Origin of the sequence: Cellulomonas sp. H30R-01 (assembly GCF_010119915.1) — a bacterium.
Classification (GTDB): domain Bacteria; phylum Actinomycetota; class Actinomycetes; order Actinomycetales; family Cellulomonadaceae; genus Cellulomonas; species Cellulomonas algicola.
The window spans coordinates 762,322-782,473 of the sequence record NZ_CP048210.1 but is presented as its reverse complement, the minus strand read 5'-3'; the positions used below and the strand labels follow the sequence as shown (position 1 = coordinate 782,473).

The window sequence follows — 20,152 nt, the reverse complement described above, 5'->3', positions numbered from 1 at the left end:
TCCCGGCGGCGAAGGGCTTCTCGTCCGGGTGCGACGACGCGGCGACGCGACGACGCCTCGTGCATCCGACCACGCACGTGCCTCGGTTGCTGGAAGGAGGGGTCCCATGGGACCTCGACGACTGCTGCTCCTCCTCGGATCCGCACTTCTCCTCGCGCTCGTGCCCACCACGGCGTCCGCGCACCACCCGTCGCCCGGCACCGACCCCGTCCGGGTCGTGACGGGGCTCGGCAGCGGGATGGGCAGCACGATCGGCCCTGACGGGGCCCTGTACGTCGCATCGCCCGCGAGCGGCGTGATCTCGCGCGTCGACCCGCGCACGGGTGCGGTCACGACGTTCGCGTCAGGCCTGCCCACGCGTCCCGCGGGTGGTGGCGGGGTGTTCGACGTCGCGTTCCGCGGCCGCACCGCGTACGCGCTCGTGACGTTCGTCAGCGCCGACGTCGGCGGGTCGGCGGTCGACGGGATCTACCGGATCGACGGCCCCAGCGCCTTCACGGTGGTCGCGGACATCGGGGCCTTCGCGACCGCGAACCCGCCCGCGACCGACTTCTTCGTCCCGACCGGTGTGCAGTTCGCGTTCGAGCCGTACCGCGACGGGTTCCTCGTCTCCGACGGTCACCACAACCGCATCTACCAGGTGCGGCACGACGGCACCGTGTCGGTGCGCCTCGCGCTCGCGAACGTCGTCCCGACGGGCCTGGCGCTGAAGGGGTCGACGGTGTTCGTCGCCGAGTCCGGACCGCTGCCGCACCTGCCGCAGGACGGCAAGGTCGTCGCGTTCGGCCCGCGCGCGTCCAGCGCCACGACCGTCGCGGCCGGCGGTCCGCTCATGGTGGACGTCGAGCGGGCCGGCGGGAACCGGCTGTACGCGCTCGCACAGGGCGACTGGCCGCTCGGCGGCGAGGCGGGCTCCCCCGCGGCCCCCGGCACGGGCCGGCTGTACTCCGTCGACCACCACGGCACGCTGCGGCTCGTCGCGGACGGTCTCGACCAGCCGACGTCGTTCCAGGTCGTGCACGGCACGGCGTGGGTCGTGACCCTCGGCGGCGAGGTCTGGCGGGTGGGTCTGGGGCGCTGACGCCTCAGACCCGCTCGTCGCCCGCCTCGTGCACCCAGCGGGCGATCTGCACCCGGTTCGTCGCGTCCAGCTTGGTGAGGACGTTCCCGACGTGCGTCTTCACGGTCGCGACACCGAGGTGCAGCGCCCGCGCGATCTCCGCGTTCGACATGCCCGCGCCGACGGCCTCGGCGACCTCGCGCTCGCGCTCGGTCAGCGTCGCGAGGAGGGCGCGCGCCCGCGCCCGGGGCGGGTCGCCGACCGGCGCTGCGGTCACGGCGGCGATGAGCTGCGACGTCACGCTCGGCGACAGCATGGGCTCGCCCTGCGCGACGCGCCGCACGGCGGCGACCAGGTCGGGCGGCGGGGTGTCCTTCAGCAGGAACCCCGCCGCCCCCTGGCGCAGCGCGGTGAGGACGAGGTCGTCGGCGTCGAACGTCGTGAGGACGAGGACGCGGGCCCGCGAGCCGAGGTCGCGCAGCCGCCGGTGCGCCGCGAGCCCGTCCATGCGCGGCATCCGGACGTCCATGAGGACGACGTCGGGCGCGGTCCGGACGACGACGTCGACGCCCTGCTGACCGTCGGCCGCCTCGCCCACGAGCTCGAGGTCGGGCGCGCCCCCGAGGATGAGCCCGAGCCCGGTGCGCACGAGCGGGTCGTCGTCGACGACGACGACCCGGACGGTCGCCGTCATGCCGGCCACGGCAGCCGCGCGCGGACCACGAAGGTGCCGTCGGCCCGGTAGCCGTGCTCGAGCTCGCCGCCCGCGAGCGTCGCACGCTCGGTGAGGCCGACGAGCCCGACGCCGGGCCGGTGCCCCGCGCCGACGGTGAGCAGCGCACGGTTGCGGACCTCGACCGCGAGGGCGCCGCCCGGCGCTCCCGCGAGCACGATCTCGACGGGCTGGCGGGGGGCGTGCTTGCGGGCGTTCGTGAGGGCCTCCTGCACGACGCGGAAGGCCGTGCGGGAGACCGACGCGGCCAGGTCGCGCGTCGCCTCGGGCGCGAGGGCATCCGTGTCGAGGCTCACCTCCGCGCCCGCCTCGCGCGCCTCGGCGACGAGCGCCGGGATCTCCTGGAGCGTCGGCTGCGGCCGCTCGACCGCCTCGGGCTGCGACGGGTCCCGCAGGACGCCGAGCACGTCGCGCAGCTCGGCGAGCGCCGCGTGCGCCGCCGCCGCGATCGTGCCGGCGGTCTCGACGACCTGCTCGCGCGAGAGGTCGTCCCGGTACGCGAGCGCACCCGCGTGCAGCGCGACGAGCGAGATGCGGTGCGCGAGCACGTCGTGCATCTCGCGCGCGATGCGGGTGCGCTCCGCCTCGCGCGCGACCTCCGCCGCGAGCGCCTGCTCGCGCTCGGCGGCCTGCGCACGGGCGTGCAGCGACGCGACGAGCTCGCGGCGGGTCGCGATCCCGTGACCGGTGCCGATCGTGACGGCGAGCACCAGGACGCCGATGAGGACGTCGGTGAGGTGCGTGACGGGTGACGTGCTGGTCGCCCACACGCGCGGCACGTGGACGAACGTCGAGTACAGGGTCGCGGCGAGCCACGTCAGGCCGGCGACGACGAGCCAGCGGCCGCGGCGCCACGTCGCGAGCGACACGATCGCGAAGGTCGCGGGCCCGACGGCCACGACGGAGACGGCGGTCGCCGCGGTGGTCGCCACCGCGATCGCGAGCGGGTAGCGGCGCCGCAGCGGCAGGAGCGCGAGCGTGACGACGCCGAGCGCGAGGTCGAGCACGATCGCGCCGCCGACGACCTCGTCGGGCGGCGGCGACGCGGTCTCGCCGACGGCCTCGGGCATGGCGAGCGCGACGACCTGCGCCATCCACAGCGCGACGCCGAGGCCCGCGGCCAGGAGGTACCGCCACGCGCGCGACCACCCCCGCCACCGTGGGTGCAGCCAGACGTCGGGCGTCGGGAGCGCGGCGACGACGGAGGACATGCCGCCAGCGTAGAGGCGGCACCCGCGGCGCAGGTCAGCCGTCGGGCGGGTCGGCCTCCACCCTTGTGCGGAGGCCGTCCGGGCGAGCGGGCACCGTCAGCCGCCGTCGCGGCCGGTGGCGAACCGTGCGCCCGACGCCCTGGTCGGGCTGGCCGCGCGGGCCGTCAGCGCAGGGCGGCGCGCGACCGGCGGTCGTTCTCGCGCTGGATCGCGTCGACGAGCTCGGCCTTCGTCATGCGGGAGCGCCCGCGGACCTCGAGCTCGGTCGCGACGTCGTACAGGTGCGCCTTGGAGGCGTGGGCGTCGACGCCCCCGGCGGTCGGGGCGTCGCTGTCGCGCCCGCCCTCCTCGGCGCGCGCGTCCGAAGGCCCGTACTCCTCCTTGGGCCGCCAGCTGTCGCCGACCTTCTCGTGCGTGTGCTTGAGCGCAGCGAACGCGACGCGGTAAGCCCGCTCCTCGTCGCCGTCGTACTGCTCGAGCGCGGCGTCGTGCGCGTGCGCGAACGTCCGCTGCGCCTTGTCGTCCGAGCGCTGCAGGGTGCTGGGCAGCTCGTCGGGGATCGGCTCGCCGTTGCGCTTCGTCTTGGGCACGGTGCGGCTCCTTCGCGTGGACCGGTCTCCTTCCCATCGTGCGACCGGCACCGCCCTCCCGCAGCACGACCGACCCCGGCCGGCGGCGGGTCCACGAGTAGGCTCGCGCGGTCGGACGACAGGGAGGTGACGCCGATGGCGGCGACGCCCGACGGCCGGGCCGTCCTCGAGCTCCGTGCCGACTGCGCGCGGTGCGTGGCGCTGTGCTGCGTGAGCCTGCCGTTCCAGCGGTCCGCAGACTTCGCGTTCGACAAGCCCGGTGGGATGCCGTGCCGGAACCTGCGCGACGACCTGCGGTGCGGTGTGCACGCGCAGCTGCGCGAGCGCGGGTTCGCCGGGTGCACGGTGTTCGACTGCTTCGGCGCCGGGCAGCACGTCACGGCCGCGTTCGTCGGGCGGGACTGGCGCGACGGCCCCGACGTCGCAGGGCCGATGTTCGCGGCGTTCGGCGTGCAGCGGCGGTTGCACGAGCTCGCGTGGTACCTCGTCGACGCGGTCGACCGCCCGGTCGACGCCGCGCTGCAGGACGAGGCCCGTGCGCTGCTCGCCCGTGTCACCGCGGTCGCCGACGCGGCGCCCGACGCGCCCGTGCGGGACGACGTCGACGACCTGCACGGACGTGTCGTCGACGTGCTCGGCCGCGTGAGCGCGGCGGTCCGGGGCGCCGCACGACGGTCCCTGCCCGGACCTCGACGCGACCGGCGACGGGCCGACCTGGCCGGTGCTCGGCTCCGCGACGCGGACCTGCGCACGGTCGACCTGCGCGGCGCGTGGCTCATGGGCGCGGACCTCCGCGGTGCGGACCTGCGGCTGGCGGACCTCGTCGGTGCCGACCTGCGCGGCGCGGACCTGCGCGGCGCGGACCTCTCGGACGCGCTCTTCGTCACGGGCCCGCAGGCCGCCGCGGCGCGCGGCGACGCGACGACACGACTGCCCGGCCGCGTGCCGCGTCCCACGCACTGGACGTCCGCACCCACCCGCTGACCTGCGCAGACGGCGTGTCCCGACCGACACGCCGAGTGAGCCTGCCCGGGCTCCCCCGCACGGCCGAGCGCCCGAGACTTTGGTCACACGTGCGCCAAGACCCACCGCTCTACGTTCGAAGAACGAGCAAAGGGTTTCCGCACGAGCCGAGGAAGACCGTGTCCACAACACCGTCGCGCGACAGCGCGACCACCACCTGTCCCGTCGCCCGTCCCGTCGCACGACACACCCCTCCCCCGGCTCGCACGGCCGGCCGCGCCCGCACCGCCACGACGACCGCCGGCTGGGTCGCCCTCGCCGCCCTGGTCGCCCTCCTGTCCGGGTGCGCCGGCACCACCTCCACCGGCTCCGAGGACGCCACGCCGCACGGCGGCGAGGCCGGCCTCGCGCTCCCCGACCTCGGGACCGTCACGATCGCCGGGCTTCCCGGGCGCGTGTGGCTCGGCGTCGGCCTCGTCGTGTGCGCGCTGGGACTCGCTTTCGGCGTGACCGTCGTCGCGCAGCTCAAGCGGCTGCCGGTGCACGGGTCGATGCGGGCCGTGTCGGAGCTCATCTACACGACGTGCAAGGCGTACCTCGTGCAGCAGGGACGCTTCCTGCTCGTGCTGTGGGGCTTCATCGCCGCCGTGATCGTCGTCTACTACCGCGTCCTCGTCGGGTTCGACTGGGGACGCGTCGCGGTCGTCATCGCGTTCAGCCTCGTCGGCATGGCGGGCTCCTACTCGGTCGCCTGGTTCGGCATCCGCGTCAACACCTACGCGAACTCCCGCACGGCGTTCGCGGCGCTGCGGGGCCGCGCGCTGCCGCTGCACCGGATCCCGCTGCGGTCCGGCATGGCGATCGGCATGGTGCTCATCAGCCTCGAGCTCGCGATCATGCTGGTCATCCTGCTGTTCCTGCCCGGTGACCTGGCGGGCGCGTGCTTCATCGGGTTCGCGGTCGGCGAGTCGCTCGGCGCGGCGGCGCTGCGCATCGCGGGCGGCATCTTCACCAAGATCGCCGACATCGGCTCCGACCTCATGAAGATCGCGTTCAAGATCAAGGAGGACGACGCCCGCAACCCCGGCGTCATCGCCGACTGCACGGGCGACAACGCGGGCGACTCGGTCGGGCCCAGCGCGGACGGCTTCGAGACGTACGGCGTCACCGGCGTCGCGCTCGTGACGTTCGTGCTGCTCGGCGTGCCCGACCCAGGCGTCCAGGCCGCGCTGCTCGTCTGGATCTTCGTCGTCCGGGCCGTGATGATCGCCGCGTCCGGCGTCTCCTACACCGTCAACGACCTGTGGGCGTCCCGCCGGTACGCGGGTGCCGAGCGCATGGACTTCGAGAAGCCGCTCACGTCGCTCGTCTGGCTCACGTCCGCCGTCTGCATCGCCGCGACCTTCGCGACGACGTGGCTGGTCCTCGCCGACGGCACGCCCGGCCTGTGGTGGAAGCTCGCGACGATCATCTCGTGCGGCACCCTGGCCGGCGCGCTCATCCCCGAGCTCGTCAAGGTGTTCACCAGCACCGGCAGCCGGCACACGCGCGAGGTCGTCGCGTCGTCCCGCGAGGGCGGCCCGTCGCTCAACATCCTGTCCGGCCTGGTCGCCGGCAACTTCTCCGCGTACTGGCTCGGCATGGCGATCGTCGTCCTCATGGGCGCCGCCTACCTCGTGAGCGAGCTCGGGCTCGCCGACGTGATGCACGCGCCCGCGGTGTTCGCGTTCGGTCTCGTCGCGTTCGGGTTCCTCGGCATGGGTCCCGTGACCATCGCGGTCGACTCCTACGGCCCGGTCACCGACAACGCGCAGAGCGTGTACGAGCTGTCCGGCATCGAGCAGGTCGACGAGCACGCGCTGGCCGAGGAGCTCGGCGGCGCACCGACCTGGCAGCACGCCAAGCAGCTCCTCGAGGAGAACGACGGCGCGGGCAACACGTTCAAGGCGACCGCCAAGCCCGTGCTCATCGGCACCGCCGTCGTCGGCGCCACGACCATGATCTTCTCGATCATCATGGGCCTCACCGACGGGCTCACGACGGGCCTCGAGAACCTCTCGCTGCTGCACCCGCCGTTCCTGCTCGGCCTCGTCGCGGGCGGCTCGGTCATCTACTGGTTCACGGGCGCGTCGACGCAGGCCGTCACCACCGGCGCCTACCGGGCCGTCGAGTTCATCCGCACGCACATCCGGCTCGACGGCACGGCCGCGGCCAGCGAGGCCGACTCGCGCCGCGTCGTCGAGATCTGCACCCAGTACGCCCAGCGCGGCATGCTCACGATGTTCCTCGGCGTGTTCTTCACGACCCTCGCGTTCGCGTTCGTCGAGCCGTACCTCTTCGTGGGCTACCTCCTCTCCATCGCGCTGTTCGGCCTCTACCAGGCGATCTTCATGGCCAACGCGGGCGGCGCCTGGGACAACGCGAAGAAGATCGTCGAGACGGAGCTGCACGCCAACGGCACGCCGCTGCACGACGCGACCGTCGTCGGCGACACCGTCGGCGACCCGTTCAAGGACACCTCGTCCGTCGCGCTCAACCCGGTCATCAAGTTCACGACGCTCTTCGGCCTGCTCGCCGTCGACCTCGCCGTGCAGCTGTCCGGGCAGGGGCGGCACACGCTCGTGCTCGTGCTCGCCGGGGTGTTCTTCCTCGCGTCGACCTACTTCGTGCACCGGTCCTTCTACGGCATGCGCATCGAGTCGCGCGCGACGCCGACCGACGCCCAGGGCGTGGCCGCCACGGACGACGACGCGGCCGCGGACGACGACCCGACCGGGGCCCTGCTCCCGCAGCAGGCGAACCCCGCCGACGACGCGGTCCCGACCCGCGTCTGACCCCACGCCCCCGGACCGGACGCGGAAGCCGACCCCCGTCCGGTCCGGGCCTGCCCTGTCGTGGGCCCTCCGGCCCGCCCCGGGCGCAGCGCGAGGACGTCAGCCGGGCAGGCGGACCTCCGCGCGCAGGCCGCCGAGGACCGCGTCGGCCAGGCCGACGTCGCCTCCCTGCTCACGGGCCATCTCACGGGCGATGGCCAGGCCCAGGCCGCTGCCGCCCGCCTCGCGCTCGCGGGCGTCGTCGAGGCGCACGAACCGCTCGAACACGCGCTCGCGGTCCTCGGGCGGGACACCCGTGCCGTCGTCCTCGACCACGACGGACCCGTCGGCGACGGTCACGACGACGCGCGACGCGGCGTGCCGCAGCGCGTTGCCGACGAGGTTGCGCACGACGCGCCCGGTCGCGACGGCGTCGCACCGCGCGTGCCCGGCACCGTGCACCTCGACCGTCACCGCCGGGAACGCCGCCGTCTCGCCGTCGACCACGTCGGCCACGAGCGCGGCCAGGTCGACGTCCTCCGTGCGCAGCGGTGCGGAGCCGACGCGCGCGAGGAGCAGGAGGTCGTCGACGAGCGACTGCATACGCGCCGCCTCGCGCTCGGCGTCGGCGACGACCTCCGCCTGGGGGTAGGCGTCGGGGTGGGCGCGCGCGACGTCGAGGGTTGCGCGCAGCGACGCGAGCGGGGACCGGAGCTCGTGGGCCGCGTCGGCGACGAACGACCGCTGGCGCGCGGCGCTCGTCTCGAGGCGGTCGAGCATGTCGTTGAGCGTCCGGGCCAGGGCGGCGAGCTCGTCGTCGACCGGCGGCACGGGCAGCGACCCGGAGCCGCCGGTGCGGGCCACGTCGGCGGCGGCGCGGCGCAGCTCGTCGACCGGGCGCAGCGCACGGCCGATGACGGCCCAGATCGTCACCGCGAGCAGCACGGTGAGGACGGGCACGACGACGACGAGCGCGAGCCGCAACGCACCGACGAGGCCACGGACCTCGTCGAGGGGCACGGTCGCGACGGCGACGACCGGCTCGCCGCGGTAGGTGGCGTTGCGCAGCGCGACGCGCGCGTCGGGGTCGTAGCCGCTGTCGGTCGTGGTCGACACGATCACCTCGTCACCGTGCGGCCGCAGCGCCGCCAGGGTGTCGGCGGGCAGCAGCGGCAGGGTGCGGGACGCGTTGGCCGAGGTCGCGAGGACCCGTCCGTCGGCGTCGAGGAGCTGCGCGATCTCGCCGCGTTCGGCGACGGGCAGCGGGTCGGGCACGCGGTCGGCGTCGGCGAGGTCGGCGACGGTGTCGACGCGGTCGCGCACGGTCTCGTCGAGCGCGGACACCCGGCCCGCGGACAGCACCGACGTGAGCACGACCGCCCCGACCGCGAGCGTCACCATGAGCAGCCCCGCGGTGAGCGCGGTCAGCCGCGTCCGCAGCGACCCGCGCCAGACCCGTCGGCGCGCCACGGCGTCAGCCGGCCACGCGGTACCCGGCACCGCGGACCGTCGCGACGGTGTCGCGGCCGAGCTTGCGGCGCAGGTACCCGACGTAGACCTCGACGACGTTGACGTCCTCGCCGGTCCCCTCCCACACGTGGTCGCGCAGCTCGACCTTGCCGACGACACGGTCGGCGTGCCGCATGAGGTACTCGAGCAGCGCGAGCTCGCGGACCGTCAGGACGACCTCCGCACCCCCGCGTGTCACGGTCCGGGCCGACGGGTCCAGCACGAGGTCGCCGACGGTCAGCACCGCGGGCCGCACCTGCGGCGGGCGACGCAGCAGCGCACGGAGCCGCGCGACGAGCACCACGAACGCGAACGGCTTCGTCAGGTAGTCGTCGGCGCCGACGTCGAGCCCGTCGGCCACGTCGTACTCGCCGTCCTTCGCGGACAGCAGCAGCACGGGCGTGAAGACGTCCTGCGCGCGCAGCGCCGTGACGACGTCGTAGCCGTTGCGCCGCGGCAGCATGATGTCGAGGACGATCGCGTCGTACTCGTGGTCGAGCGCCATGCGCAGACCGGTCTCGCCGTCGTGCGCCACGTCCACCGCGAAGCCCTCCGCGGACAGGCCGCGGTGCAGCGCGCTCGTCAGCCCGCGCTCGTCGTCCACCACGAGTACCCGCACGTCGGCAGCATGCCACCCGCCGCACGCCGGGGGCCGCGCGGCGGACGGAGTGCGTCTCAGGATGCCCACAGGGGCCGTGCCGCACAGTGGTCTCATGACCGAGACACAGCCCACCCCGCAACCGGCGGCCCCGGCACGCCGGTCCCTGTCCCCCCGAGCCCGGTGGGCGGTGCCCGCCGTGGCCGCCGTCGCCGTCGGCGCCGCCGTGATGGGCCCGCCGCTGTTCGCCAGCGCGGGCGACGACGGCCTGCCGCCCGTGACGCCCGAGCAGCTCGTCGCGAAGGTCGTCGAGAAGGACGCCCCCGCCCTGTCCGGCACGGTCGTCTACACCGCGCGCCTCGGCCTGCCGTCGCTGCCGTTCGGCCCCGGCGGCGCGAGCGCCGACCCCGTCAACCTCATGTCCGGCTCGTCGACGCTGCGCCTGTGGTCCGACGGCGAGCAGCGCTCGCGCGTCGCGCTGCTCGGCGCCGCGTCCGAGTACTCCGTCGTGCACGACGGCACGCAGGCGTGGACGTACTCGAGCGACGACGACGAGGTCGTGCACTACACGGTCGACCCGGCGGACGCCGCGACGCTCGAGAAGCTCGCGACCGAGGGGCCTGCCGTCCAGGGCGACCTGCCCACGCCGCAGGACGCGGCCGAGCAGGCTCTGGCGCACGCGCAGGAGCTCTCGACGGTGTCGGTCGACGGCCAGACGACGGTCGCCGGGCGCGACGCCTACCAGCTCGTCGTCACGCCGAAGAGCACGACGACGCTCGTCGGGCGCGTCGTGGTCGCGGTCGACGCGACCGAGTGGACGCCGCTGCGCGTGCAGGTGTGGAGCGCGTCGGACGACACCGAGCCCGCGCTCGAGGTCGGGTTCACCGACGTGTCGTTCTCCACGCCGTCCGACTCCGTCCTCACGTTCTCCCCGCCCGCGGGCGCGCAGGTCCGCGAGGTCGTCGTGCCGCTGCCGACGGACGCCGAGATGGCGGCCGCGCACGCGGAGCACACCGACGGCGCGCTGCCGCAGGGCGTCACCGTGCACGGCGAGGGCTGGGACACGGTGGTCGAGGTGAGCGGCGTCGACGTGACCGGCGCGCTGGCGGGCGACCCGCAGGCGCTGGCCGAGCTCGAGGAGCACGAGCCGACGATCGGGTCGGACAGCGCGCAGGCGCTGCTCGAGGACTTCGGCGGCGACCCGTCGGACAATGCGAACATGGGCGAGATCGACCCGTCGGCCCTGCTCGACTCGATCGCGAAGCCCGTCCCGGGCGGGCGCGTGGTCACCTCCGACCTGTTCAGCGTCCTGCTGACCGACGACGGCCGGGTGCTGGTCGGCGCGGTGTCCCCCGAGACGCTGCAAGGGCTGGCGTGAGCACGACCGTGCTCGACCCCGCGCGGGTCGGCCAGGGGTCCGGTGACGACGCCGGGCCCCTGGCCGTGCGCACGGAAGGGCTGACGAAGCGGTTCCGCGGCGGGCAGGTCGCGGTCGACGACCTGGCGCTGCGCGTGCCGCGCGGCGCGGTGTACGGCTTCCTCGGGCCCAACGGGTCGGGCAAGACGACGACGATCCGCATGCTGCTGGGACTCGTGCGGCCGACGGCGGGTTCCGCGTGGTTGCTCGACGCCCCCGTGCCCGAGGCGTCCGCGTCGGTGCTGCCGCGCGTGGGCGCGCTCGTCGAGGGGCCCGCGTTCCACCCGTACCTGTCCGGGCGGGACAACCTGGCCCGGCTCGAGGCCGCCGACGCGACCGCCGACCCGCGGACCGCCGACCGCCGCGCCGCGGAGGCGCTCGACCGCGTCGGGCTCGGCGCCGCGGCGGACAAGCGGTACCGGCAGTACTCGCTGGGCATGAAGCAGCGGCTCGGGCTGGCCGCCGCGCTCCTGCGCCCGCGCGACCTGCTGGTGCTCGACGAGCCGACGAACGGCCTCGACCCGCAGGGCACGCGCGAGGTGCGGCACCTGGTGCGCGAGCTCGCCGACGCGGGCACGACCGTGCTCGTCTCGTCGCACCTGCTCGCCGAGATCGAGCAGGTCTGCACGCACGTCGGGATCATGCGCGCGGGGCGGATGGTCCTGCAGGGCGACCGGTCGGTGCTCGTCGCGCGCGGTGCGTCGCGGCTGCGGGTCACGACGACGACCGGTCTCGCGGGGGCCGCGGCACGCGTGCTCGACACGCTCGGGCTCGACGAGGTCACCGTCGACGGGCTCCAGGTCGACGCGCTGCTCGGTGAGACCGCGCCCGAGAAGGTCTCGGCGGCGCTCGTCGCCGCGGGGGTCGACCTCGTCGGGTTCGAGGTGCGGCACCCCAGCCTGGAGGAGATCTTCGTCGAGCTGACCGGGGAGGGTTTCGATGTCGCACGCTGACCCGCGACCGAGCGTCGCATCCGCCGGGGGAACCGCCGCGGCCGCCGTCGCGACCGCCGCACCGCCGCTGCGAGCCGTGCGCGGCGCGTTCGGCCGCCTGCTGCGCAGCGAGCTGCGGCTCGTCCTGGGCCGCCGCCGCAACCTCGTGCTGCTGTCCGGGCTCGGCGCGGTGCCGCTGCTGCTCGGTCTCGTCGTGTTCTTCACGCGCGACACGGCGATGGCGGGCGAAGGGCCCGGCTTCATCGGCCGTGTCACGGAGAACGGGCTGTTCCTCGTCGTCGCGTCGGTGTTCGTCTGCCTGCCGTTCCTGCTGCCGCTGACCGTCGGCATCGCGTCGGGCGACGCGGTCGCGGGCGAGGCGTCGACGGGCACGCTGCGCTACCTGCTCGTCACGCCGGTCGGTCGCAGCCGCCTGCTGGTCGTCAAGGCGATCGGGGCGCTCGCGTTCGTCGCGGCCGCGGTGCTGGCGATCGCGGTCGTCGGGCTCGTCGCGGGCGCGCTGCTCTTCGGGCTGCGCGACGTGGTGCTGCTCTCGGGCGACACCGTGCCGCTCGCGGCGGGCGCGCTGCGGGTCGCGGGCATCGTCGCGTTCGTCGGGCTGTCCATGACGGGCCTGGTCGCGGTCGGGCTGTTCTTCTCGACGCTCACCGAGGTCCCGGTCGGCGCGATGGCGGCGACCGTCGTCGTCGCGATCGTGTCCGGCGTCCTCGACACCCTGCCCGCGCTCGACGCGATCCGGCCGGGCCTGCTCACGCACCACTGGCTGGACTTCGCGGAGCTGCTGCGCCTCTCCCCCGACTGGGGCGTGGTGCTCGGCGGGCTCGGGGTGCAGGCCGCGTGGGTCGCGGTGTTCGCGTCGCTGGCGTGGGCGCGCTTCACGACGGCCGACGTGTCGTCCTGACCTCGTGCGGTCGCGGGCGTCCACGACGCGGGACGCCCGCGACCGCCGGAAGCAGCACGGTGCCCGGACGGTTGACAATGGTGTCTCCGCATCGTCCGACAGGAAGCGTGCCGTGAACCAGCCTCGTATGAACGTCGAGTCGTTCAACCTCGACCACCGCACCGTCGCCGCGCCGTACGTGCGCCTCGCGGACCAGAAGGTCCTGCCCGCGGGCGACGTGATCCAGAAGTACGACGTGCGCTTCACGCAGCCCAACAAGGGCCACCTCGAGATGCCGGCCGTGCACTCGCTCGAGCACCTGTTCGCGGAGCACTCGCGCAACCACTCGGACCGCGTGATCGACTTCTCGCCGATGGGCTGCCAGACCGGCTTCTACCTCATCCTGCAGGGCGAGTGGGACTACGACGACGTGCTCGGCCTCGTGCAGTCGACGCTCGAGGACGTCGTCGAGGCGACCGAGGTGCCCGCCGCGAACGAGGTGCAGTGCGGGTGGGGCGCGAACCACACGCTCGAGGGTGCCCAGGAGGCCGCGCGCGGGTTCCTCGCGGAGCGCGCCGGCTGGAGCACGGTGACCGCGTGATCGCCGTCGACGCCGTCGTCGTCACGGCCATGGCCGACGAGGCGGCACCGTTCGTCGCGCGTGCCGACTTCGTCGGGCCGGTCACGCGCGTGGGCCACGCGCAGCACCGCATGCTCACGCTCGCCGGACGGCAGGTCCTGCTCGTCGTCAGCGGCATCGGGCTCGTCAACGCCGCGACCGCCGCGGCCGTGGCCATCAACGCCACCCACCCGCGCGCCCTGGTGAGCGCGGGAAGCGCCGGCGGGGTGGGCGTCGAGGTGCGCGTCGGGGACGTCGTCGTCGGGTCGGAGTACGTGTACTCCGGCGCGGACGCACGCGCGTTCGGCTACGAGCTCGGCCAGGTCCCCGGCATGCCCGAGGTCTACGCCGCCGAGCACGCGCTGCACGACGCGGCCACCGCCGCGACCGTCGACCTGCGCGTCCTGTCCGGCACCGTGCTGTCGGGCGACGCGTTCATCGACGCCTCGCGCGTCGACGCGATCCGGTCGTCGTTCCCGGGCGCGCTCGCGACGGACATGGAGTCCGCGGCGCTCGCGCACACGAGCCACCTGTACGGCGTGCCGTTCCTGTCGGTGCGCGGCATCTCCGACCTGTGCGGTCCGGTCGCGAACGACGACTTCCTCACGCACGTCGACGACGCCGCGGACCGCTCGGCGGCCGTCGTCATCGAGCTGCTCCGCGCGATGGCCGAGGAGCCCACGCCGCACCTCGTGCCCTGACGCCCGACCGGGACCGGGTGCCACGCGGTGCCCGGTCCCGCGCGTCCGGCCGACCCCGCGCACGTCCGGCCCGACCGGCGCCGCCGACGCGACGGTCAGGGCTCGATCTCGAACGACGCCCGGTGGCCGGGCGCCTCGTCGGTGACGTCCACCGACGTCACGGACGCCCCGCGCGGTCCCTGCCGCGCCCAGCCGACGAACGACTCGACCGCGTCCGCGTCGCCCTCGACGACCGCCTCGACGGCCCCGTCGGACCGGTTCCGCACCCACCCGACGACGCCCAGCCGCGCGGCCTCGCGCGCCGCGCTCCACCGGTAGCCGACCCCCTGCACGAACCCGTGCACGACCACGTGCCGCGCCACGCGCGTCATCCCGCTCCCCCTTCCGCGTCCCGCCCGGGACCACGCGTCGATCGTGGCACCGGCGCCCGGTATCTGCGCCCGCGCGGGGAGCACCTTCCAGGGTGAACGCCGGCGCCTCTCATGGGGGCGGGGTCGCCGGGCCCGACCACCTGGCCGCGCGGGGGCCCGTGATGGACGAGTACGCCGATCTCGAGATCCAGCTGTACCGCAAGGACGACGTCACCTACGGCATCTGGCCCGCCCTCACGCTGCCACGCAGCGACGCGGACGCGCGGCTCGACGGTGACGGCGCGGGCTTCGTGGCGCACATCGACCCCGACGCGCTGCGCGACCTGGACCCGACCGAGTACGGCCGTGCGCTCGGCAAGGGACTGCTCGGCGGCGGGTTCGGCGCCGCGTTCCGCCAGGCGGTGCAGACCGCGTCCAGCAACGGGGTGCGGCTGCGCGTGCGGCTCGTCGTCGACCCGGCCCCCGAGGCCGCGGCCCTGCACGGCGTGCGCTGGGAGACGCTGCGCGACCCCGACGACGACCGGACGCTCCTCACGGACGAGAACGTGCTGTTCTCCCGGTTCCTCGGCAGCCGCGACTGGCGCCCGGTGCGGCCGCGCTCGCGCGGCGACCTGCGCGCGCTCGTCGTGGTCGCGTCGCCCACGGACGTCGGCGAGTACGCACCGCAGGGCCGGGGTGCGCTCGCACCGCTCGACGTCGAGGAGGAGGTCGAACGCGCGCGGACGGCGCTCGGCGGCATGGCCGTCACCGTGCTGCCCGGGGAGGCGACGCCGACGGCGGCGCACGTCGTCGCGGAGCTCCGGCGCGGGTACGACATCGTCTACCTGGTCTGCCACGGCTACCTGCAGCACCACGAGCCCGTGCTGCTGCTCGTCGACGACGACGGTGCGGGCGCACCGATGCTCGGCAGCGACCTCGTCCAGCAGCTCGGCGAGCTGTCCCGGACGCCCGGCCTCGTGTTCCTCGCGTCGTGCCGCAGCGCGGGCGAGGGCGAGGACGCGCGGTCCGACGACGCGGGCGTGCTCGCGGCCCTCGGTCCGCGGCTCGCCGCGGCGGGCGTCCCCGCGGTCGTCGCGATGCAGGGCGACGTGACCATGGCGACGGCCGGCACGTTCGCGTCCGCGTTCTTCCGCAGCCTCGACAGCGACGGGCTCGTCGACCGCGCGTGCGCGGTCGGGCGGGCGGCCGTGCGCGACCGGTACGACTGGTGGGTTCCCACGCTGTTCATGCGGCTGCGCAGCGGGCGCATGTGGTACGACTCGGGCGGCCCGCAGGGGCTGTTCGAGAAGTGGCCGTCGGTCGTGCGCGACATCGAGGACGAGAAGTGCACGCCGATCATCGGGCCCGGGATCAGCGACCTGCTGCTCGGGTCGCGGCAGGAGGTCGCGCGCGCGTGGGCGAACCGGTACCGGTTCCCGATGGCGCCGCACAACCGCGAGAGCCTCCCGCAGGTCGCGCAGTACCTGGCGATCAACCAGAGCCGGTCGTTCCCGCGCTCCGAGCTCGAGCAGCACGTGCGGCGGACCGTGATCGAGCGGTTCGGCGACGAGATCCCGGAGCCGCTGCGCACGGGCCGCCCGCCGATCGAGGACGTGCTCGCGGCCGGCTGGCACGCGCTGCGCGACCGCGGCGCGATCGAGCCGTACTCGGTGCTCGCCGACCTCACCGCACCCGTCTACATCACGACGCAGCCGACCCGGCTGCTCGCGAACGCCCTGGCAGCCGCCGGCAAGCAGCCCGAGGTCGAGCTGTGCCGCTGGAACGACGACATCGAGTGGCCCGAGTCGGTGTACGAGCGGGAGCCCGGGTACCGGCCCAGCGTGCAGCGACCGCTGGTCTACCACCTGCTCGGGCTGCTCGAGGTGCCCGAGTCACTGGTCCTCACCGAGGACGACTACTTCGACTACCTCATCGGCGTCACCCAGAACCGCGAGCTGGTCCCCCGGCACGTCCGCGGCGCGCTCACCCGGACCGCCCTGATGTTCGTGGGCTTCCGGCTCGACGAGTGGGACTTCCGCGTCCTGTACCGCAGCGTCATGAACTACGAGGGCAAGTCGGCGAACGACCACACGCACGTCGCGGTGCAGGTCGACCCCGAGGAGGGCTCGACCAGCGACCCGGCCCGCGCCCGCGCGTACCTCGAGGGCTACTTCCGCGACGGCGCGCGCGTCAGCCTCTACTGGGGCAGCACCGAGCGGTTCGTCAAGGAGCTGCACGACCAGTGGGGGTCCCGGTGACGGGCGTCCTGCCCGACGTGCAGACCGGCAACCCCTACGTCGGGCCGCAGTCGTTCCGGGCGGGGCAGCACCTGTACGGGCGCGCCGTCGCGCTCGACACGCTGTTCAACCTCGTCGTCGCCGAGCGCATCGTGCTGCTCTACTCCCCCTCCGGCGCGGGCAAGTCGTCGCTCATCAACGCCGCCCTGATCCCCGAGCTGAACCGCGAGGGCCTCGAGGTGCTGCCCGTCGTGCGCGTGAACACGCCGCACGTCGCGACCATGCAGCCGCCGCCACGCAACCGGTACCTCATGAGCACGCTCATGTCGCTGGAGTCCGACGTGCCCGAGGAGCAGCAGGTGCCGCTCGACCGGCTGCGCGACCTGACGCTCGCCGAGTACCTCGAGCAGCGGCCCGACCAGGACGGCATCCCCGGCAACGAGGTGCTCGTCTTCGACCAGTTCGAAGAGGTCCTCAGCCTCGACCCGACCGACGAGGACGCCAAGCGCGAGTTCTTCGCGCAGGTCGGCGAGGCGCTGCGCGCGCACCGGCTGTGGGCCCTGTTCGCGATCCGCGAGGACCACCTCGCCGCGCTCGAGCCCTACCTGCGCGCGGTCCCGACCCGGCTGCGCACGCGCTACCGGCTCGACCTGCTCACCGCCGACGAGGCGTTCGACGCCGTCGTGCGTCCCGCGCAGGACGCCGGCGTCGAGTTCCGCGCCGAGGCGGCGCACGCGCTCGTCGACGACCTCCGCCAGGTCCGCGCCCAGCGGCTCGACGGCACCGTCGACGTCCTCGGCGCGTACGTCGAGCCCGTCCAGCTCCAGCTCGCGTGCACCACCATCTGGGCGCGACGCGACCCCGGCAGCACGGAGATCACCACGGCCGACGGCGTCGCCGGCGGATCCGTCGAGCAGGCGCTCGCCGACTACTACGACCGGCGCGTCGCCGAGGCCGCACGCGTCACCGACGTGCGCGAGGACGTCATCCGGGACTGGTTCGAGCGTCGCCTCATCACGCCGCAGGGGCTGCGCGGCCAGGTGCTCGAGGGCCCCCTCGGCACCGCCGAGGCCGACGGGCCGATCCTGCGCGAGCTCGAGCACCTCATCCGCCCGGAGACCCGACGGCAGGCCACCTGGTACGAGCTGTCGCACGACCGGTTCATCGAACCCGTCCGGCGCAGCAACGCGCGCTGGCGCGCGCAGCACCTCACGGGGTTCGAGCAGGCCGCCGCGCTGTGGGACGAGAACGGGAGGCAGCGCCGCCTGCTGCTCACCGGCTCCCACCTCGCGTCCGCGACGGCCGACGTCGCCACCCGGCGCCGACCGCTGCAGCCGCACGAGCGCGAGTTCCTCGAGGCGTCCCAGGCGCTCGAGGCCGACCGGCGGCGCGACCGGCGGCGACGCCTCTGGATGCGGGTGCTCGTCCTCGCGCTCGCGGTGCTCCTGGTCGCCGCGATCGGGCTCTACGGCCAGACGCAACGCGTGCTCGACACGGCGAAGGCCGACCGGGCCCGGGAGCGGACGCTGTTCACGGCCCTCGCCGACCTGGACCAGGACGCGGAGAGGGCCGCCCGCGCGGCCGTCGACGTCGGACGCGACGACCTGAGCGGCGACGAGCCGCTGGGGTCCAACACGCGCGACCTGCTCCACCTCGCCGCGACGTCGACGCCCGTCGTGGCGCTGCTCGACACCGACGGACCCGTCGACGTGCTCGTCGAGTCCCTCGACGGGCAGACGGTCGTCACCGTCGACTCCGCCGTGACCGTCTGGGCGCGGAAGGTCGACGACGCCGGGCGCACCACGTTCGAGCGTGCCGCGACGATCCTCGACGGCGAGTCGCCCGTCGCCGCCGACGTGAGCGCCGACGGCTCGGTCGTGGTCGCGGGCCTCGAGGACGGCACGATCGTCGTGTGGGAGCGGGCCGACGGGTCCACGACGCGCTGGGCGGGTCCGGCCGGGCTGCACACCGTCGTCGCCGCGCCCGACGGCCGCGCGCTCGTGTCGCTGGGACCCGGCACGTCGGCCACCCTGTGGACCGTCGACGGCGGCCGGCGCGCCGACCGGCACCGCGTGCTCGACGTCACCGCGGCGCAGGCCGGCGACGCCGACGCCGCGACCGCCTGGCCGCTCACGGCCGCGTTCAGCGTCGACGGCCGGACCCTCGCCACGGGAGACGACTCCGGCACCGTCCAGCTGTGGGACGTCGCGGCCGGCCGCTTCCTGCGGCGCCTGGAGGTCGGCGGAGCCGTGCAGCAGCTGCGGTTCGGCCCCGGCGCCGCGACGCTCGGCACGTCCGACGACTCCGGCGCCGTCGTGTGGGACGTCGCGACGGGCGCGAAGTCCGCGACCGTGACCGACCCGGGCCTCACCGGCTTCGTGTTCGGCCCCGACCTGACGACCGTCTTCGCGTCCGCCTCGTGGGGCGCCGTGCAGCGCTTCGACGTCGCGACCGGCGCGCGGGACGGCACGGCGTTCCTGCCGGGCACGGGCGTGAGCGGCGTGCTACCCGACGAGACGACGCCGCGTCAGGCGCTCGTGCTCGCGTCGGACGGGCGCACCGGCGTGTGGCAGCTCGGCGACGACGGGGACGCGCGCGCCGTCGACGTGTCGGAGGGGGTCGCCTACGGCGTGCGGGCCGACGGCACCGTCGTCCACAGCGACGACACGGGGATCGCGACCGCGACGCCCGTCGTCGCACCCGACAGCCCGTGGACGATCGACGCCGACGAGCCGGGCGCCCGCGTGGCGACCGTGAACCCCGACGGCACCGCGCGCGTCTGGGACACCACGACCGGGGCGCTGCTGCACGAGGTGCCGTCCGGGCCCGACCAGCCCTTCGTGGACGACGCGAGCGTCGCGGGCGGGCTGCTCGCGCTGGCGGTCGCGGGCGAGGTGCGGCTCGTCGACGTCGCGACCGGCGCAGCTGTGGGCGCCCTCCAGCCGGCCGAGGACGCCGGGCACGTCGAGCTCCTGCCGGACGGCTCCGCGGCCGTGGTCGCCTACGCCGCGGCCCCCTCGACGGACCCGGCGACGTCCGTCGCGGAGGTGGGCGAGGTCCTGCCCACCGCAGGCGGGATCCCGGTGCGGCTGCGCATGCCGATGGCGCGCGGCGACGCCCCGTCCGACGTGGCGGTCGGCTCCGGGGCGCGGCAGGTCGCCGTCACCACGCAGGCCGGCGTGCTCGGGCTCTTCGACCGGACGACCGGGCGGCTCCTGTGGAGCACGTCGCTCCCGCACCTGCGGCCGCAGGCGCTCGCGTTCACGAGCGACGGCCTCGTGGTGGCGACCGGTGAGCGTGGCATCGACGTCGTCGACGCCCGGCGCGGTCGGGTCGTGCGGGAGATCCCGTCGAGCACGTGGCTCGACGTCGCGACCGTGTCGGGGCGCGCGGGCGACGTCGTCGTGACGCTCTGGGGCGGCCAGGTCGTCGAGGTGCCGCTGGACGACCGTGGCCTGGTGGACCGGGTCGCGTCGCGGCTCGTCGAGACGGGCTGAACCGCGCGCACCGTCGGCGCG

General features: G+C 74.9%; 16 protein-coding genes. 10 read left to right on the top strand and 6 right to left on the bottom strand.

Annotated elements, in window-relative coordinates; translation table 11 throughout:
* Positions 1–106: 106 nt before the first annotated feature.
* On the top strand, positions 107–1,081 hold the full coding sequence (locus GXP71_RS03415) for a ScyD/ScyE family protein (protein WP_162351508.1): 975 nt from the start codon (positions 107–109) through the stop codon (positions 1,079–1,081).
* Between the two features lie 4 nt (positions 1,082–1,085).
* Here GXP71_RS03415 and GXP71_RS03410 read toward each other — a convergent pair whose 3' ends face one another.
* The 3 genes from GXP71_RS03410 to GXP71_RS03400 form a co-directional block, all read right to left on the bottom strand.
* A complete protein-coding gene (locus GXP71_RS03410; protein WP_162351507.1) occupies positions 1,086–1,754 on the bottom strand; it encodes a response regulator transcription factor in 669 nt (222 codons plus the stop codon).
* Complete coding sequence (locus GXP71_RS03405; protein WP_162351506.1) at positions 1,751–3,004, bottom strand: sensor histidine kinase; 1,254 nt, start codon at positions 3,002–3,004, stop codon at positions 1,751–1,753. The genes GXP71_RS03410 and GXP71_RS03405 overlap by 4 nt, the downstream gene beginning before the upstream one ends.
* Before the next feature lie 164 nt (positions 3,005–3,168).
* A complete protein-coding gene (locus GXP71_RS03400; RefSeq protein ID WP_162351505.1) occupies positions 3,169–3,594 on the bottom strand; it encodes a ChaB family protein in 426 nt (141 codons plus the stop codon).
* 135 nt (positions 3,595–3,729) lie between these two features.
* Here GXP71_RS03400 and GXP71_RS03395 point away from each other — a divergent pair, with 135 nt between their 5' ends.
* Positions 3,730–4,578, top strand: a complete 849-nt coding sequence (locus GXP71_RS03395; RefSeq protein ID WP_162351504.1) for a pentapeptide repeat-containing protein — start codon at positions 3,730–3,732, stop codon at positions 4,576–4,578.
* Positions 4,579–4,736: 158 nt separating this feature from the next.
* Positions 4,737–7,391 carry a sodium-translocating pyrophosphatase gene (locus tag GXP71_RS03390; protein WP_370520975.1) on the top strand — a complete coding sequence of 885 codons (2,655 nt, stop codon included), beginning with the start codon at positions 4,737–4,739 and terminating at the stop codon, positions 7,389–7,391.
* 99 nt (positions 7,392–7,490) lie between these two features.
* Here GXP71_RS03390 and GXP71_RS03385 read toward each other — a convergent pair whose 3' ends face one another.
* Positions 7,491–8,840 (bottom strand): cell wall metabolism sensor histidine kinase WalK, encoded by a 1,350-nt coding sequence (locus GXP71_RS03385; RefSeq protein ID WP_238402602.1) that lies wholly within the window; start codon positions 8,838–8,840, stop codon positions 7,491–7,493.
* A gap of 4 nt (positions 8,841–8,844) precedes the next feature.
* Entirely contained in the window at positions 8,845–9,498 is a 654-nt protein-coding gene (locus tag GXP71_RS03380; RefSeq protein ID WP_162351503.1) for a response regulator transcription factor, read from the bottom strand.
* Between the two features lie 94 nt (positions 9,499–9,592).
* Here GXP71_RS03380 and GXP71_RS03375 point away from each other — a divergent pair, with 94 nt between their 5' ends.
* The 5 genes from GXP71_RS03375 to GXP71_RS03355 all read left to right on the top strand — a co-directional run bounded on the left by GXP71_RS03375 (position 9,593) and on the right by GXP71_RS03355 (position 14,047).
* Positions 9,593–10,855 carry a hypothetical protein gene (locus tag GXP71_RS03375; RefSeq protein WP_162351502.1) on the top strand — a complete coding sequence of 421 codons (1,263 nt, stop codon included), beginning with the start codon at positions 9,593–9,595 and terminating at the stop codon, positions 10,853–10,855.
* Positions 10,852–11,847 carry an ABC transporter ATP-binding protein gene (locus GXP71_RS03370; RefSeq protein ID WP_162351501.1) on the top strand — a complete coding sequence of 332 codons (996 nt, stop codon included), beginning with the start codon at positions 10,852–10,854 and terminating at the stop codon, positions 11,845–11,847. Before GXP71_RS03375 ends, GXP71_RS03370 begins: the two co-directional genes overlap by 4 nt.
* Entirely contained in the window at positions 11,834–12,748 is a 915-nt protein-coding gene (locus GXP71_RS03365; RefSeq protein ID WP_202924326.1) for an ABC transporter permease, read from the top strand. The genes GXP71_RS03370 and GXP71_RS03365 overlap by 14 nt, the downstream gene beginning before the upstream one ends.
* A gap of 127 nt (positions 12,749–12,875) precedes the next feature.
* Positions 12,876–13,328: an S-ribosylhomocysteine lyase gene (locus GXP71_RS03360; RefSeq protein WP_124343425.1), complete on the top strand. Its 453-nt coding sequence runs from the start codon at positions 12,876–12,878 to the stop codon at positions 13,326–13,328.
* Positions 13,325–14,047, top strand: coding sequence for a 5'-methylthioadenosine/adenosylhomocysteine nucleosidase (locus GXP71_RS03355; RefSeq protein ID WP_162351500.1), 723 nt, complete (start codon positions 13,325–13,327; stop codon positions 14,045–14,047). The genes GXP71_RS03360 and GXP71_RS03355 overlap by 4 nt, the downstream gene beginning before the upstream one ends.
* 95 nt (positions 14,048–14,142) lie before the next feature.
* Here the strand turns inward: GXP71_RS03355 and GXP71_RS03350 are convergent, their stop codons facing one another.
* Positions 14,143–14,418: an acylphosphatase gene (locus GXP71_RS03350; RefSeq protein WP_162351499.1), complete on the bottom strand. Its 276-nt coding sequence runs from the start codon at positions 14,416–14,418 to the stop codon at positions 14,143–14,145.
* 161 nt (positions 14,419–14,579) lie between these two features.
* Here GXP71_RS03350 and GXP71_RS03345 point away from each other — a divergent pair, with 161 nt between their 5' ends.
* Entirely contained in the window at positions 14,580–16,655 is a 2,076-nt protein-coding gene (locus GXP71_RS03345; RefSeq protein ID WP_162351498.1) for a CHAT domain-containing protein, read from the top strand.
* Complete coding sequence (locus GXP71_RS03340) at positions 16,640–20,131, top strand: WD40 repeat domain-containing protein (RefSeq protein ID WP_162351497.1); 3,492 nt, start codon at positions 16,640–16,642, stop codon at positions 20,129–20,131. Before GXP71_RS03345 ends, GXP71_RS03340 begins: the two co-directional genes overlap by 16 nt.
* Positions 20,132–20,152: the final 21 nt, after the last annotated feature.

What these genes read in the sequence shown, in the direction of transcription:
- GXP71_RS03415 (WP_162351508.1), top strand. Translation starts at nt 107, where the DNA reads ATGGGACCTCGACGACTGCTGCTCCTCCTCGGATCCGCACTTCTCCTC.
- GXP71_RS03410 (WP_162351507.1), bottom strand. Translation starts at nt 1,754, where the DNA reads ATGACGGCGACCGTCCGGGTCGTCGTCGTCGACGACGACCCGCTCGTG.
- GXP71_RS03405 (WP_162351506.1), bottom strand. Translation starts at nt 3,004, where the DNA reads ATGTCCTCCGTCGTCGCCGCGCTCCCGACGCCCGACGTCTGGCTGCAC.
- GXP71_RS03395 (WP_162351504.1), top strand. Translation starts at nt 3,730, where the DNA reads ATGGCGGCGACGCCCGACGGCCGGGCCGTCCTCGAGCTCCGTGCCGAC.
- GXP71_RS03375 (WP_162351502.1), top strand. Translation starts at nt 9,593, where the DNA reads ATGACCGAGACACAGCCCACCCCGCAACCGGCGGCCCCGGCACGCCGG.
- GXP71_RS03365 (WP_202924326.1), top strand. Translation starts at nt 11,834, where the DNA reads ATGTCGCACGCTGACCCGCGACCGAGCGTCGCATCCGCCGGGGGAACC.
- GXP71_RS03360 (WP_124343425.1), top strand. Translation starts at nt 12,876, where the DNA reads ATGAACGTCGAGTCGTTCAACCTCGACCACCGCACCGTCGCCGCGCCG.
- GXP71_RS03350 (WP_162351499.1), bottom strand. Translation starts at nt 14,418, where the DNA reads ATGACGCGCGTGGCGCGGCACGTGGTCGTGCACGGGTTCGTGCAGGGG.
- GXP71_RS03345 (WP_162351498.1), top strand. Translation starts at nt 14,580, where the DNA reads ATGGACGAGTACGCCGATCTCGAGATCCAGCTGTACCGCAAGGACGAC.